Annotated in this window: 16 protein-coding genes; 10 read left to right on the forward strand and 6 right to left on the reverse strand. The window is 61.4% G+C overall.

The window, feature by feature from the left end:
• A partial coding sequence (locus ACEW8G_RS13800) for a phosphoenolpyruvate carboxylase (RefSeq protein WP_373488983.1) occupies positions 1-957 on the reverse strand: 957 nt, incomplete at its 3' end.
• 124 nt (positions 958-1,081) lie between these two features.
• Here ACEW8G_RS13800 and ACEW8G_RS13805 point away from each other — a divergent pair.
• The 6 genes from ACEW8G_RS13805 (at position 1,082) to proC (ending at position 6,779) form a co-directional block, all read left to right on the forward strand.
• Positions 1,082-2,566, forward strand: coding sequence for an alkaline phosphatase (locus tag ACEW8G_RS13805; RefSeq protein WP_373488984.1), 1,485 nt, complete (start codon positions 1,082-1,084; stop codon positions 2,564-2,566).
• A gap of 825 nt (positions 2,567-3,391) precedes the next feature.
• Positions 3,392-4,126, forward strand: a complete 735-nt coding sequence (locus ACEW8G_RS13810; RefSeq protein ID WP_373488985.1) for a TlyA family RNA methyltransferase — start codon at positions 3,392-3,394, stop codon at positions 4,124-4,126.
• A gap of 105 nt (positions 4,127-4,231) precedes the next feature.
• Positions 4,232-4,801 (forward strand): TspO/MBR family protein, encoded by a 570-nt coding sequence (locus ACEW8G_RS13815; RefSeq protein WP_373488986.1) that lies wholly within the window; start codon positions 4,232-4,234, stop codon positions 4,799-4,801.
• A 113-nt stretch (positions 4,802-4,914) separates the two neighbouring features.
• Positions 4,915-5,202, forward strand: coding sequence for an accessory factor UbiK family protein (locus ACEW8G_RS13820; RefSeq protein WP_373488987.1), 288 nt, complete (start codon positions 4,915-4,917; stop codon positions 5,200-5,202).
• A 140-nt stretch (positions 5,203-5,342) separates the two neighbouring features.
• A complete protein-coding gene (locus tag ACEW8G_RS13825; RefSeq protein WP_373488988.1) occupies positions 5,343-5,849 on the forward strand; it encodes a YbjN domain-containing protein in 507 nt (168 codons plus the stop codon).
• A 129-nt stretch (positions 5,850-5,978) separates the two neighbouring features.
• The gene (gene proC, locus ACEW8G_RS13830) at positions 5,979-6,779 is read left to right on the forward strand and encodes a pyrroline-5-carboxylate reductase (protein ID WP_373488989.1); all 801 of its coding nucleotides are present in this window, start codon (positions 5,979-5,981) and stop codon (positions 6,777-6,779) included.
• A 16-nt stretch (positions 6,780-6,795) separates the two neighbouring features.
• Here proC and ACEW8G_RS13835 read toward each other — a convergent pair whose 3' ends face one another.
• Complete coding sequence (locus ACEW8G_RS13835; RefSeq protein ID WP_373488990.1) at positions 6,796-7,665, reverse strand: LOG family protein; 870 nt, start codon at positions 7,663-7,665, stop codon at positions 6,796-6,798.
• Between the two features lie 26 nt (positions 7,666-7,691).
• Positions 7,692-8,621, reverse strand: coding sequence for an extensin family protein (locus tag ACEW8G_RS13840; protein ID WP_373488991.1), 930 nt, complete (start codon positions 8,619-8,621; stop codon positions 7,692-7,694).
• Positions 8,622-8,783: 162 nt separating this feature from the next.
• Here ACEW8G_RS13840 and ACEW8G_RS13845 point away from each other — a divergent pair, with 162 nt between their 5' ends.
• From ACEW8G_RS13845 to serA, 4 genes are all read left to right on the forward strand, one after another.
• Positions 8,784-9,389: a sulfite oxidase heme-binding subunit YedZ gene (locus tag ACEW8G_RS13845; protein WP_373488992.1), complete on the forward strand. Its 606-nt coding sequence runs from the start codon at positions 8,784-8,786 to the stop codon at positions 9,387-9,389.
• 24 nt (positions 9,390-9,413) lie between these two features.
• A complete protein-coding gene (locus ACEW8G_RS13850; protein ID WP_373488993.1) occupies positions 9,414-9,725 on the forward strand; it encodes a PepSY domain-containing protein in 312 nt (103 codons plus the stop codon).
• 153 nt (positions 9,726-9,878) lie between these two features.
• Positions 9,879-11,033, forward strand: a complete 1,155-nt coding sequence (locus ACEW8G_RS13855; protein WP_373488994.1) for a phosphoserine transaminase — start codon at positions 9,879-9,881, stop codon at positions 11,031-11,033.
• A 152-nt stretch (positions 11,034-11,185) separates the two neighbouring features.
• Entirely contained in the window at positions 11,186-12,772 is a 1,587-nt protein-coding gene (serA, locus tag ACEW8G_RS13860) for a phosphoglycerate dehydrogenase (protein ID WP_373488995.1), read from the forward strand.
• A 45-nt stretch (positions 12,773-12,817) separates the two neighbouring features.
• On the opposite strand, the gene ACEW8G_RS13865 is transcribed toward serA, so the two are convergent.
• From ACEW8G_RS13865 to ACEW8G_RS13875, 3 genes are all read right to left on the reverse strand, one after another.
• Positions 12,818-13,285, reverse strand: coding sequence for a hypothetical protein (locus tag ACEW8G_RS13865; protein WP_373488996.1), 468 nt, complete (start codon positions 13,283-13,285; stop codon positions 12,818-12,820).
• Positions 13,286-13,405: 120 nt separating this feature from the next.
• Entirely contained in the window at positions 13,406-13,855 is a 450-nt protein-coding gene (locus tag ACEW8G_RS13870) for a winged helix DNA-binding protein (protein ID WP_373488997.1), read from the reverse strand.
• Between the two features lie 214 nt (positions 13,856-14,069).
• Entirely contained in the window at positions 14,070-14,849 is a 780-nt protein-coding gene (locus ACEW8G_RS13875) for an autoinducer binding domain-containing protein (protein WP_373488998.1), read from the reverse strand.
• Positions 14,850-15,170 lie beyond the last annotated feature (321 nt).

The raw sequence follows: 15,170 nt of genomic DNA on the forward strand, positions 1-15,170 counted from the left end.
CGCAAGCGCCCGGCGATAGGGCTCATCGGCGCGGCTGGGGGCGTTGTCGCCGCTGTTTTCTGCCAGCGCGAGCACCGCATCGGGGGTGGACGACAGGCCCGTGGCGATGCTCAGATCCTGCCCCAGCGCATGCACCGCATCGAGATAATGGACCAGCGCGGTCTCCGCCTGACGGGCGAGCGCATGGCGCAGCGCATCGGCGGTGACGAACGGGTTGCCATCGCGGTCGCCGCCGATCCAGCTGCCCAGCCGCAGAAACGATGGCGGGCGGTGGCCCAGCACCCGTTCCCAGCGCGCATAGAGCATCGGCAGCACCGGCAGGAACACCTCCTGCATGGTCGAGCGGGCGTTCTCGACCTCGTCGGCGACAAACAGGCGCTCGCTGCGCAGCGGCCGGGTCTGCCACAGCAGCGCCACTTGCCGCCGGATCGCGTCGTCGATCGGGTCACCGGCGGCGGTTTCGGTCGCGCCGCTGTCCTTGACCGCCATCAGCTCGGCGATCCGGTTCTTGTGATCGATCATCGATTTTCGGCGCACTTCGGTCGGGTGCGCGGTCAACACTGGCACGATCAGGCTGTGTTCGAGCAGAGCGGCAAGCGCCGCATCGCTGACGCCATGCGCTTTCAGCCGCGCGATCGCCTCGGCTACGGTCGCGCCGCTCTCCTGCGTCATGCCCTGGCGATCTTCGGCTAGGTTGGCGAGCATCGAAAACAGCATGAATCCGCGTACGAAATCCAGCGTGTCGTCAAGGCTGAGCGCGCCCAGCCCGGTATCGATGTCGTCTGCGCCATCGATGCCGCGATGCCGGTCGACGCTGACCGAGCGGATGTATTCGGTTTGGCGGAACAGCTTCTCGCCGCCATAGGCGCGGATGACATCACCAAGGATCCGACCCAGATAACGGATATCCGTGTTTTGACTGATTGGGCTGGGCAGGGCAGGGTTCTGGTCGGTCATTTGAGAATGCTGCGCTGCAAAATCTTTGGGGTCAAGTGTGCTGCGCGCCTGTGGCATCGACTTTGGCTTTGTCTCGAAATTGTCACGGGTTCATGAAAAGGGGGGTCGCTTAGGAGACAGTCTCATGACCCGTAGTTTTGCCGCCGCGCTACTTTTGTCCACCGCGATCAGCCTGCCGGTGATGGCGCAGGACGCCGCGCCCGAACCGACCGCCGAAGATTATGCGGCGCAGGGACGCGCGCAGCTTGAGGCGCGGCTGAATATCGCGCGCAACGAAGGCCAGGCGAAGAACCTGATCATCTTCATTGGCGATGGTATGGGAGTCAGCACGCTCACCGCCGCGCGCATCTGGCAGGGGCAGAAGGCGGGCAAGGATGGCGAATCCACCGAAACCGCGATGGACTCGATGCCCTATTCAGCGATCGTCAAGACCTACAGCCACGATTATCAGGTGTCCGATTCCGCCGCCACGGCGACCGCGATCGTGGCGGGCATCAAGACGCGTTCAGGCATGCTGGGCTTGAAGCCCGCTGCTATGCGCGGCAAGTGCGAGACTGCAGCGGGGCAGGATGTGCCGACGCTGTTTGAGCAGGCGGAAGGCGCGGGCAAGGCGCTCGGGGTGATCTCAACCGCGCGTATCACCCATGCCACAGGTGCCTCCGTCTACGCGCACAGCGTAGACCGGAACTGGGAAAGCAACGCCGATCTGCCGGCAGGCGCTGCGTGCAAGGACATCGCCCGTCAGCTGGTCGAATGGCCGCATGCCAAGGGGTTGAAGGTGGTGCTGGGCGGGGGCCGTGCGCCGTTCATGCCCAACACCCAGGCCGACCCGGAATATACCGACAAAAAGGGTAGCCGCACCGATGGCCGCGATCTGATTGCCGAGTGGAAACGGCGCAATCCCAAGGGCGATTATGTCTGGAACGCCGCGCAGTTCGCCATGCTTGATGGGACCAAGGATACTCCAATTTTCGGTCTGTTCGAGCCCAGCCATATGCAGTTTGAGGCCGATCGCGCCAAGGACAAGGCGGGCGAGCCATCGCTGGCCGAGATGACCGCGCTGGCGATCACGAAGCTGCAACGCGCCGATAACGGCTATGTGCTGATGGTCGAGGGCGGGCGGATCGACCATGCCCACCACGGCGGCAATGCGCAGCGCGCGCTTGATGACACTATCGCCTTTGACGAGGCGGTGGCGCGGGCGCTGCAAATGGTCAATCTCGACGATACGCTGGTGCTGGTCACCGCCGATCACAGCCATGTCTTTACCATCGCGGGCTATCCGCCGCGTGGCACATCGATCTTCGGCATGGCCAGCGTCACCGAGGATGGCGAGCCGATCACCGCCAAGGACGGCAAGCCCTACACGACGCTCGGCTATGCCAACGGCCCCGGTGCCAAGGTGAACGAACCGCGCAACGATCCGTCCAAGGAAGACACCGCCGCGCTCAACTATCAGCAGCAGGCAACCGTCCCGACCGCAGGCGAAACCCACGCGGGTGAAGATGTGCTGCTCAAGGCAGCAGGGCCGCAGGCGCACCTGTTCCACGGCACGCTTGAGCAGCAGAGCATCTACCACATTGCCAGGCACATCATGGGGATGAAGTGAGGCTTACCCAGTCCGCAAGCGGGAGGGGCAAGGCGCAAAAATCTCCGATCCGCCGGAGCAACCCCCACTTAGCCTGAGCTCCGCTTAGCCTGAACCACCCATCGGTTAACCTCAGCCACTCCCCGCTCAGCCTGAGCCTGTCGAAGCCCCCGCGCTAACGGTTAGTCTTGTCCTGCGCCGTTTTTCGGCGAACGCCGGAATCCAGGGCGGGTAAAGCACAATCTGACTCCTGGGCCCCGGCGTTCGCCGGAGAACAACAAAAAAGAAGGCGAGCGGTTCAGCGTAGCCTTCACCAAGCTTGTGTATTTTATTTCGTGTAGAGTTGGTTTGCCCGGAGCAGGCGCCCACAAATGAGAGGGGCCGCCGGGAGCTTTCGCCCCCGTGCGGCCCATCACATGGTCAGCGGCCGGAAGTGCCGCCTTCGGAGTGGATGTCGCGCTCGCTACAAGCGCTTGCCCTGACCAGAGGGCAAACAGCTGTTAGCCGCGAACACTCCGAATGGACTTGACCGACCCTCTTGCTGAACCATGAGACATCGGATCACCTCCTTTCGCTATGTTGAAAACCAAGTGAAGGGCCATTCGCAAATTCTGCAGATTTCCGCAGGATTTGGCGATTTGTATTCCTTGCGACTCCGGTTGTGAATCATCCATGGGGTTTCAACAAGTCTTGTATTTATCTTTTTTTGCGTCATAATTCATGGCCCGCTGTGTTCTGCCGTACGCAACAGCTGGCGTTCCTCAAAAATCTGCGTCCCGGTCTGGCGATTGCACCTGCCAGGCGATATGGCGCGTCATGACCTCACCCACCGCAAAGCCTGTTAAAATGCGCGTTGACCAGCTGCTGGTCGAGCGCGGTCTGGTGGAAAGCCGCGCGCGGGCGCAGGCGCTCATTCTGGCCGGGCTGGTGTTTTCAGGCGAGCGCAAGATCGCCAAGGCGGGTGAGGCGCTGGCGGCAGATGCGCCGCTTGAGGTGCGTGGGCGCGATCACCCCTGGGTGTCGCGCGGTGGCATCAAGCTGGCGCACGCGCTCGATCATTTCAGCATTGATGTGCAGGGATTGACCGCCATCGATGTCGGCTCGTCGACCGGCGGCTTTACCGATGTGCTGCTGTCGCGTGGCGCACAATTCGTGTTTGCGGTCGACAGCGGCACCAATCAGCTCGCGTGGAAGCTGCGGCAGGATGCGCGCGTCGCGGTCCACGAACAGACCAGTGCGCGCATCCTCACCGAGGCGCAGATCAACTGCCCGATCGATATCGTGGTGTGCGATGCGAGCTTCATCGCGCTCGACAAGGTGCTGCCGGTGCCGCTGTCGTTCGTGCGCTCCGGCGGCTGGCTGGTGGCGCTGATCAAGCCGCAGTTCGAGGTTGGCCGCGACCAGATCGGCAAGGGCGGGGTGGTGCGCGATCCTGCATTGCATACTGCGGTGTGCGACCGGGTGATGGCGTGGCTGGCCAGCATCGACTGGCCCGTCGTCGGGCTCACGCAAAGCCCGATCACCGGCCCCAGCGGCAACATCGAATTTTTGGTCGCGGCGCAAAAGGGGCGCGAATGTTGACCCGATCCGGCACGGGTTTTGAATGGAATGCAGGCTGGCAAGGCCCGGACGAATCCGATATGCCCGCGTTCAACTGAAGGTTGTTTCAATGGAGAATCCGGGTCGATGAACGAAATTGCGTCGCCGATGCAATTGCGGCTGGTGTTCTTGCGCTGGGCCTTGTTGTTGGTGCCTTTGGTGGTGCTGCTGGGCTTTGGGGTCAGCGAATTTTCCGGCTCGGGTGAAGACAACCGCTGGTTTCAGGCACTCGAAAAGCCTGCAATCCAGCCACCGGGCTGGGCTTTTGGCGCGGCGTGGTCGGTCCTTTATGTGATGATGGGGCTGGCGCTTACTGTCGTCGTCACCGCGCGCGGCGCGCGCCTGCGCGGGTTGGCCATCGTTCTGTTCTTCATCCAGCTTGGTCTCAACCTGGCATGGCCGATCTATTTCTTCGGCATGCATCAGGTGACCGGCGGCTTTTATCTGTTGCTTGGCGTGCTGGCAGCGGCCTTTGTCACCACGATGGTGTTTGGCCGGGTGCGCGCGCTCGCCGCATGGCTGATGGTGCCGTATCTGGCCTGGCTGTGTTTTGCAGCGGTGCTCAACAAGCAGTTCGACCAGCTGAACCCCGATGCGGAAACATTGGTGGTGCCGCGCGAAGGCCAGCGCATCCAGCTGGCACCGCCCACTCCCTGATCGCTGGGGGCCAGGGCCTTGACGCACCGGACTTGCAGTTGCTGCAAACCGGCACCACATGCTATGGCACACTCGATTTTGGCGCAGGCCTTGCCCCTGCGATGGAGACAGACATGCAGAACAAATCAGAGATCGGCGGCGATTTCGCCAAGTTCATCAATGGCCTTGCCGGCACCGTCGCGGGCATGAGCCGTGAGGCGGGCGAAAGCGCGCGTGAACGGACCCGTGAGTGGATCGCAGGGCTTGATTTTGTCAGCCGCGAGGAATTTGAGGCGGTTAAGGAAATGGCGGCCAAGGCGCGCGAGGAAGCCGAGAGCCTGAAAGCGCGCATTGCCGCGCTGGAAGCCGCTGCGGCCAAGCCTGCCAAGGCCCCCAAGCCAGCAAGCGAGGCCCCTAAGTGAGCGCCGAGCGTTAACCTTATTTATCCACAGTTTTTGCACAGTCTTTGGCACAACCAAGCACGGCTTGGTGGCCCGCCCCATTGCGCGGGCACGCGCATCGGGGCAGTTTGCACCCGCGCAGGTTCGCGCGAAAGGACACGATGTTGAACGAACAGCAGCTTGATTTGGAACGCGAGGAAGCGGCTCCCGTCGATATGCTCGCGGCGCTGTTCGAGGCACGCGGCTGGCCGTGCGAGATGGTGGGCGACGATGAGCTGTTGACCGAGGTCAAGGGCAGCTGGACCAGCTATCAACTGCGCGCCATCTGGCGGCAGGAAGACAATGTCCTGCAGCTGCTCGCAATGCCTGAAATCCGGGTGCCCGATGACAAGTTTGCGCTGATCTGCGAGGCGCTCGCGTTGATCAACGAGCAGCTGTGGTTGGGCCATTTCGATATCTGGTCGAACAGCGGCGTGGTGCTGTATCGCAACGGCATCATGCTGGGCAGCGACGCGATGCTGGGGCTCGATCAGGCACAGCTCGCGGTCGAGGCCGCGATTGACGAATGTGATCGCTTTTACCCGGTGTTTCAGTTCATCCTGTGGGGCGACAAGACCCCGCAAGAGGCACTGGCCGCAGCATTGATCGATACCCAGGGCGAGGCTTAAAGAACCTAATAATGTCTAAGCCGTTCTCCGGCGAAAGCCGGAGTCCAGGGGTCAGATTGCACTGCATCCGCCCCTGGATTCCGGCGTTCGCCGGAAAACCGTGTATTGAATTGAGAGCATTTAGCGCCCATGATCGCCTTCCCCCAATCGCTCGTCGTCATCGGTTGCGGCAATATGTCGGGCGCGATGTTGCGCGGGTGGTTTGCGCAAGGGCTTGATCCGGCGCGCGTCACCGTAGTCGATCCATCCCCACGCGATCTGCCCGCAGGCGTCAATCACCTGACCGCCATCGATCATAGCATCGCCGCGCCGGACTGGCTGCTGCTGGGCATCAAGCCGCAGATGCTGGGCGATGTCGCGCCGCGACTGGCCGCGATTGATCTGTCACAAACGCTGCTTGTCTCGATGCTGGCGGGGGTGGAACTGGCCGCTCTGCGCAACGCAGTGCCGGGTTGCCGGGCGGTGGCGCGGATCATCCCCAACATGGGGGTGTCCATCGGCCAGTCGGTGACCGCATTGTTTGCCGAACCGTTGGACGAGGGTGACCGCCGCCAGCTGGAAAGCCTGTTTGCGATTCTGGGCATCGCCGAGTGGCTGGCAGATGAGTCGCACATGCACCTCGTCACCGCGCTCAGCGGGTCTGGCCCAGCCTATCTGTTTCGCTTCATTGATGCGCTGGGGCGGGCCGCGACCAACATGGGAATGCCGCACGATCAGGCGGCACGCTTTGCGTTGGCGATGGTGCGCGGCGCGGCCAACCTCGCCGATGCGTCAGACGAAAACCCTGCGCAACTCGCCGAGCGCGTTGCCAGCCCCGGCGGCACCACGCGCGCCGCGCTCAACGTGTTCGATGCCAATGGCGCGCTCGACACGCTGGTGGAAGCGGCGATGGCGGCAGCAGCCAAGCGGAGTGTTGAGCTCGGCGAATAGGCTCAATCGTGTTGGCTCAATCGCAGGGCAAATCGTAAAATGCGCGGATGATCTGCCAGGCTTCGTCAGCGGTTTCGACGAATTTGAACAGGTTCAGGTTGCCGGCGGAGATCACGCCTTCTTCGGCCAGCGCCTCGAAATTGACGACGCGGCTCCAGAAATCTTTGCCAAACAGAACGATAGGGATTGGCTCCATCTTGCCGGTCTGGATCAGCGTCAGCAGTTCAAAGAATTCATCGAATGTGCCAAAGCCGCCGGGGAAAACCGCCACCGCGCGGGCGCGCAGCAGAAAGTGCATCTTGCGCAGCGCAAAATAATGGAACTGGAAGGACAGGTGCGGAGTCACATATTGGTTGGGTGCCTGCTCATGCGGCAGCACGATGTTAAGGCCGACCGAATCGAAACCCGCATCGGCGGCGCCGCGATTGGCGGCTTCCATGATCGAGGGACCACCGCCCGAACACACGACGAACTGCCGCTTGCCGTCTTCGACAACGTTGCAGGTGCTCGCCAGCCGTGCCAGTTCGCGGGCCTGATCATAATATTTCGACTTGGCAACGAGCCGCTCGGCAACGGTCTTTTCTTCCGGGGTGCGCGCCGCCTCAACCAGCCCCTCGGTTTTGTCGGGCGCAGGGATGCGGGCCGAGCCATAGATCACCAGGGTTGAACCGATGCCCGATTCCTCCAGCAGCATCTCGGTCTTGAGCAGCTCCAGCTGAAAGCGCACCGGGCGCAGCTCCTGCCGCAGCAGAAATTCGGTGTCGAGAAACGCCAGCCGATAGGCGGGATCTTGTGTTTGGGGGGTATCGTGCACTGCGGCTTCGGCAGTGCGGGCGTCTTCATCAGCGCGGCGAAAGCGCGGCTGTGTCAGTTCTTTATTTGTCATTGCACGGCAATTAGGGGGGCAGGCGCTTAACGGCAAGTCCCTTGGCTGCTCATGTCGACATGCAGATGGTCGTGATGCGCGGAGTTATACTCCGGCCCGAGCACGGTGCCAAAGCGCTTGCAGGCGCTGGCGTGGACGGTGCGCAGGAAGGCGCGTTCCTGCGCCGATCCGTTCCAACCCTGCTTGACCGTGATGCGCCGGCCGTCGGCGAGCACGAAGGCGGCGATATCGATCGCGTTGGCATGTGCGTGCTGCGACATGCGCGCCGACCCGGCAATCGTGCGGCAACTATAGCTGCCCATGGTTTCGATGCGCACCAGCGGGCTGCCCAGCATCTGTTCCGCCGCGCGCGCGACGCCGAACTGCGCCCATCCGGCAAAGCGCTGCGCGAGTTCGCACTTGACCGGCCCGATGTTGCTGATTGCCAGCATATCGCCGCCGCGCGTTGCCTCGCTCAGGTTGATCGCGGTCAGCCGCACACTGCCCAGCTGCGTGCAGCCGCCATCGAACATCTGATCGGGCACGGGTGTGAAGCTGACGCGTTGCTGGCTGAGCTGGCTGATGCACTGGCGGGTTTCGGGGCTTCTGGTGATTGCCGGACCCATCGCAGGCGGCGGCGGAAGACGGTAGGTAGCCGGCGCGGGTATCGTCGCAACCGCGCGGCCCTCCGGCAGCACACTGCAGCCGGCCAGCATGGTGGCGAGCGCGGCGATCAACGCCATGCGCTGCAGCTCGGGCGAAAGGCTGTTGCGGGTGAATCGTGGGTCGCCATCGCGCACGTTGGCGGAATATCGCGGTTGCCTGGCCCGATCGTCCAAGCAGGCTTTGACATAGGCGGGCACCGGATTGTGCATGTCGTCTGCGCCTGGGATATGCTCGGTGCCCTGTGCTACAGGCCCATGTGGCCCTGCTGGCGGGGGCGTGGAATTGCAGGGGTTGAGGCTGGCTGCGGTCATGCATTCTTCATAGCGGAGGGATGCTTAAAGGTCGCATGATGGGGATGGTTAACGCCGGATCAGGACATTGTTGATAACGGCTCGCAAAAACCATTGCATCCAGAGCCTGCATTGCCTAGCTCTGTGCGTGGCAGCGCACTGAGCAGCCGGTTGGGACCCAAGATGCTTCGCTTTCTAAACGCATTGCCATTGTTCTGGGCCATTCTGGCGATCCCGGCTGCGGTGATGCTGGTCACGTTCGCGCGAGACCCGGTGACCGCGTTTGATCTGGTGCATCCCAGCGGCGAATTTTCGGTGCGGATGATGATCCTGGCGATGATGGTTTCACCATTGCGCGCGATTTTCGGTCGGCGGCGCTGGCTGGACTGGTGGTTGGCGCGCCGCCGATCGTTGGGGGTTGCCGCCTTCGGCTATGGGATGCTGCATCTGGTCTTCTATCTCTACGACATGGGCGACTGGGGGCAGATCGCGGAAGAAGCGCTGATTTTCAGCATCTGGACAGGCTATGTCGCTTTGCTGATCTTCGCCGCGATGGCGTTGACCAGCAACGCTGCATCGCAGCGCGCGCTGCGTCGCAACTGGAAGCGGCTGCAGCGGCTGGTCTATCCGGCGGCGCTGCTGATTGCGCTGCACTGGATCTATGTCGATGGCGAATGGCAGGACATGGCCATGCATTTAGTGCCTTTGCTGGTGCTTGAAGTCGCGCGGCTGATCATCATGTTCAACAAGCGTTCAGGGCGAACAGGCCAGCAACTGGCACCGCGCTGAACCCAACAGGAAAGAGCACGACCTATGAAGTTTTCTCAGGCCATGATGGCAGTTGCCGCCGCCACCGCGATGCAGTTTGCAGCCAGCCCATCCGCTGAAGCAACCGGCAAGATGAAGTGCGAAGCCGGGCCCCAGTCCAGCTGGAAGAGCCGCAACGACCTTGAAGCCAAGCTGAAAAAAGATGGCTGGAAGGTCAAGAAATCCAAGGTCGATGGCGGCTGCTATGAAGTGTATGGCGTGACCCCCGAAGGCCAGAATGTCGAAGCCTATTTCCACCCGGTGACGATGGAAAAGCTGCTGGTCGCGCAGCGCGGCAAGATCATTTTCAAGAAGTAATTCCGCGCCGCTCTGTGTCTTAGTTACACAGGGCGGCGGTTTTCATTGTCCGTCCGGCGATTGGTGATTGCCACTCAAGCGAATCACCCCTAGTGCCGTCGATGGGCCACGCGGTCCCAACGCCGCGCGTGCTCTCTGTAAGGAGAGACTTTTATGACTGATACTGTTGGTGCGGGCACGGCTGTGCTCGCCAAAAAACCTGATACCCTGCCTGCACGGCCGCATTTTTCATCCGGCCCCTGCGCCAAGCCTCCGGGCTGGTCGCCTGCAAGCCTTAACACCCAATCGCTCGGACGTTCGCACCGCTCAAAGATCGGCAAGGCGCGGCTGCAATATTGCATCGATCTGATGCGCGAGCTGCTGCAGCTGCCCGATACCCACCGCATCGGCATTGTGCCCGGGTCTGATACCGGCGCTTATGAAATGGCGATGTGGACGATGCTGGGCGCACGGCCAGTGACTGCGATGGCGTGGGAAAGCTTTGGCGAAGGCTGGGTCACCGATGCGGTCAAGCAGCTGAAGCTCGACCCCAATGTCATCCGTGCCGATTATGGCCAGCTGCCTGATCTGGCGGCGGTCGACTGGTCGCACGATGTGCTGTTCACCTGGAATGGCACGACATCGGGCGTGCGCGTGCCCAACGGCGACTGGATCGCCGAGAGCCGCGAGGGCCTGAGCTTTGCCGACGCCACCAGCGCGGTGTTCGCCTATGATTTTCCGTGGGACAAGATCGATGTCGCCACGTTCAGCTGGCAGAAGGTGCTCGGCGGCGAGGGCGCGCATGGCGTGCTGATCCTCGGCCCGCGTGCGGTCGAACGGCTTGAGACTTATACGCCCGCATGGCCGCTGCCCAAGGTGTTCCGCCTGATGGCAAAGGGCGCGCTGGCCGAAGGCGTGTTCAAGGGCGAGACGATCAACACCCCGTCGATGCTGGCGGTGGAAGACGCAATCTTTGCGCTCGAATGGGGCAAATCGGTCGGCGGTGCGGCGGGCATGATCGCGCGCAGCAACGCCAATGCCGCTGCGCTTGATGCCATCGTGCGGGCGCGCCCATGGCTCGGCCATCTTGCGGCTGATCCGGCCACGCGCTCGACCACCAGTGTCTGCCTGACCGTCGATGGCGCGGACGAGGCGTTCATCAAGGCGCTGGCCGGGTTGCTCGAAAAGGAGGGCGCAGCGTTTGACATCGCCGGATACCGCGATGCCCCGCCGGGCTTGCGCATCTGGTGCGGCGCGACCGTCGATACCGCCGATATCGAGGCGCTCGGGCCATGGCTCGACTGGGCGTACGCTGAGCTGACTGCCTAAGTCCTCTCCCCTTCAGGGGAGAGGGAAGAGCCGCGCAGCGGCGAAGGGAGAGGGGGCCGCCCTCTCGAGTTTTTCATTCATCAATAGGGCCGGGTGTCGAGGTCATTCCCCTCTCCCCGGCCCTCTCCCCTGACGGGGAGAGGGAGACAAACATGCCAAAAGTACTCATTTCCGATAAAATGGACCCCAAGGCCGCGCAGATCTTTCGCGAACGCGGTTGCGAGGTTGATGTCATCACCGGCCAGACGCCCGAAGAGCTGATGGAAATCATCGGCCAGTATGATGGTCTCGCGATCCGCTCATCAACCAAGGTCACACAGGCGATCATCGATGCGGCGACAAACCTCAAGGTCGTCGGGCGCGCAGGGATTGGCGTCGACAACGTCGATATCCCGGCAGCATCGGCCAAGGGCGTGGTGGTGATGAACACCCCGTTCGGTAATTCGATCACCACCGCAGAACACGCCATCGCGCTGATGTTTGCGCTCGCCCGCCAGCTGCCCGAAGCCGACGCTTCGACACAGGCCGGCAAGTGGGAAAAGAACCGCTTCATGGGTGTCGAGCTCACCGCCAAGACGCTGGGTCTGATCGGTGCTGGCAACATCGGCTCGATTGTTGCCGATCGCGCGCTGGGCCTCAAGATGAAGGTCATCGCCTTCGATCCGTTCCTCACCCCCGAACGCGCGGTGGAAATGGGCATCGAAAAGGTCACGCTCGATGATCTGCTGGCGCGCGCTGATTTCATCACACTGCACACCCCGCTGACCGATCAGACGCGCAACATCCTGAGCAAGGAGGCGCTTGCCAAGACCAAGAAGGGCGTGCGCATCATCAATTGCGCGCGCGGTGGGCTGATCGATGAGGCGGCGCTCAAGGAGGCGCTCGATTCGGGGCAGGTCGGGGGCGCGGCGCTCGATGTGTTCGCGACCGAGCCGGCCAAGGAGAGCCCGTTGTTCGGCACACCCAACTTTGTTTCAACCCCGCATCTGGGCGCATCGACCAGCGAGGCGCAAGTCAACGTTGCCATTCAGGTGGCCGAGCAGATGGCCGATTATCTGGTGAAGGGCGGCGTCACCAATGCGCTCAACATGCCCAGCCTGTCGGCTGAGCAAGCCCCCAAGCTGCGCCCGTATATGGCGCTGGCCACCAATCTTGGCGCACTCGTCGGGCAGCTTGAGACCGACCGGGTGAAAAGCATCGCCATCGAGGTCGAGGGCGCGGCAGCCGAACTCGACATCCGGCCGATCACCGCTGCGGTGCTCGCCGGGTTCATGCGCGCCTTCACTGACAGCGTGAACATGGTTAACGCGCCGTTTCTTGCCAAGGATCGCGGGCTTGATGTGCGCGAAGTGCGTCACGAGCGCGAGGGCGATTATCACACTTTGGTGCGCGTATCGGTGGTGACCGATGATGGCGAGCGCTCGGTCGCCGGCACATTATACGGCAATGCCACCCCGCGATTGGTCGAGTTGTACGGCATCAAGATCGAGGCCGATCTGGCCGGGCACATGCTCTACATCGTCAACCGCGATGAGCCGGGCTTTATCGGGCGACTGGGGTCAACACTGGGTGAGGCCAATGTCAATATCGCTACATTCCACCTTGGCCGCCGCGCTGTAAAGGCCGGGGGCGAGGCGGTGCTGCTGTTGTCAATCGATGGCGCGGTGGCGGAACCGGTGCTGTGGAAGGTCTGTCAGCTGGCCGGCGTCAACAAGGTCAAGAGCCTGAGCTTTTCATAATGTCGCTGGCGCGTTGCCGGATTGTCCGGCAGCGCGCCAGCGGCCTTATGGGCGACGCAGGCTGTTTACGCCAGGGCGATAGGTCTCGCGCACCGGGCGGAACCGGGTAAAAACATGATTTTTCAATGGCTTGTTAACCTCGCCATCCCAATCGCCTTTGTCGAAGGACAGGTTTTCAACCGCGTCGGTATCGATGGTCATGTCTGATGTCAGCGCTGCGCCAAAATGGCCGTTGCGGACCCAGCGAATTTCAGCTTCAAAGCGGCCAAAGCCTTCGCGGGCAATGTCGATCACGTCACCGACACGAAGCTCGGCAAAACACCGGCCGCCCAGACCGCCGCGCGAAATGTTGCGGATAACGGCGTCGCTGCTGCCGAAGCGCTCATGAAACACGGTGACCTTCATCAGCCGGTTCATGCGCGGATCGCGCTGCGGGTCGTCAGCAGAGCTTGATGCGGGCATTGCAGCGACATCATTGATGTCGGTCGGTACACCCTTCTTGCCAAATGCCATTGTGTTTCATCCCGTTGCCAGTTGAAGTTAGCATCAACATGTTAAGCGACGGTAAAGTGTATCCTGCGGCATTGGGGTCCGCGATATTGGCTGGCTTGGGTGCGGTTTTGGCCTAGAATTTTACTGGTTGGCCATGAGCCGATAGTCGCTGATGAAGACACCGAAACACGCCTTGCCTTTGAGGGTCAGTGCGACATAGGTGCGCCGCCTGTCCGACCTGTCGGGTGCCAGGTTGACATAGCTCTTTTCGCGCAACTGATGGATCAGGCGCAAGGCTGTGCTTTCCGGCGCCTCGCTCCGTGCGCACAGGTCACTCATCGAAAGTTGCTGACCGCTGGTGTCTGCCACCAGCAGTTCGAGCAGCATGTCCCATAATGCATTGCGCAGCTTGAGATCAGCGAATGTCTCGCTGCGCAGGCGATTGATCTGCTGCTCGCGCATCACCACTGGGATTTCGGATAGTGGCTCCGGACTGGCCGCGGCAGTGTCTGGCACAAAAGCCCCATTGCCGTGGTCTGGCAGTCTATTGGCCCCGGTTCCGGGTCCTGCATTATAATCAAAATGTTTCATCTGCGGGTCTCCTGCAGGCAGCAACGCGTCGAAACGCGCAGCATGTGACTTTGCGTCACAACCATGGAATGTGAATTCGCGTGCGGACCCTTGCGGTTTTATTGTGTTTAGCATGCAGCTAAAGCGAGCAATCACCACCCCGAATTTTGGGGGAGAGGCACAATTTTTTACTTGTTCTGGAGGAGTTGTTCGCGTCGGACGCCACGAGTGAACGTTAATCGACGACTTCATCGAGGTTGAAATAGCCTTGTTTCAGAGCCTTCAGGACGAGCTGTGCCCGGTTCGCGACACTCAGCCGCCGACGTGCGTCTGTCAGATATTCGCTGACCGTCTGATCGGAGATGCCAAGCACGGTCGCGATTTCCCAGCTGGTCTTGCCGCGCGCAACCAGCTTGATGCACTCAATCTGGCGCGGTGAAAGACGTTCACCGGTCTCAGCAGATAGCCTTGGCAATTTCGTCAGCCACAAGGTGCGCGCTTGCTGCGCAGCGGCAATGCCGATCAGTTGCGCCATCATGAAGGTGCGGCGATCCAAAGGTCCGTTGTTTAACACCACAAAATGCACCGAAATGGTGGGCATGTGGGGCAAGTGGCTGGCAATTGTGCAGCCAGAAGCAAGCCCAAGATTGCGGGCCTCCTCAAGATATTCGCGTTGCTCTCTGGTCAGCGGAATGATCTCTTCCAGATCAAGCCAGCGGACCGCGCCGCCACGACGCTGGCATGCGGCCAGGACCGGACCAGACAGAGCGTATTCACGCCGCAGGAAAAGATCACGCCACGCCTGCGGATAGTTGTTGATGATGTCGGGCTGCATCAGCCCAGAAGACGCATGCGCATGTTGCGCGATAGCAACGTGCGCCAGCCCGATCGTGTTCGCCCCGGCCAAGGTCGTTTCCAACAGAGCGTCGAGTCTGTTTGCACCGGCGATATTGGCATGTACACTGTCAATAAATTCAAATGTTGGCATAAGTCGGGTATAGAACTCAATTTTCAAAGATTAAATATAAGATTTTGTGCTGCAAGCTTTTTAGCAAGTCAGAACGACTGCGTAATAATGAAAAAAATTTACGAAAACCGAATTAGCTGCGCTTCGGTCGACGCACGTCAGAATATTCGGAAAATCCCGGCGAGCAACTGCAAAATCAAAAAACTGTTCGATTATGGATGAATTTAAAAGCAACCGCTGGTCGGATAGTCACAGCCAGCAGGCAATGCGATGCCAGCTTAGGCGCCCGGCACTCCCAGCGCGGCGGCAGCTTCCCTGATGCGGCGCTGGTCGGCCGCGTTGTTGCGCTTGGCCGCGCTGGCATCGCGC

The sequence above is a fragment of the Blastomonas sp. genome (assembly GCF_041747255.1).
In the GTDB taxonomy this organism is placed as follows: Bacteria; Pseudomonadota; Alphaproteobacteria; order Sphingomonadales; family Sphingomonadaceae; genus Blastomonas.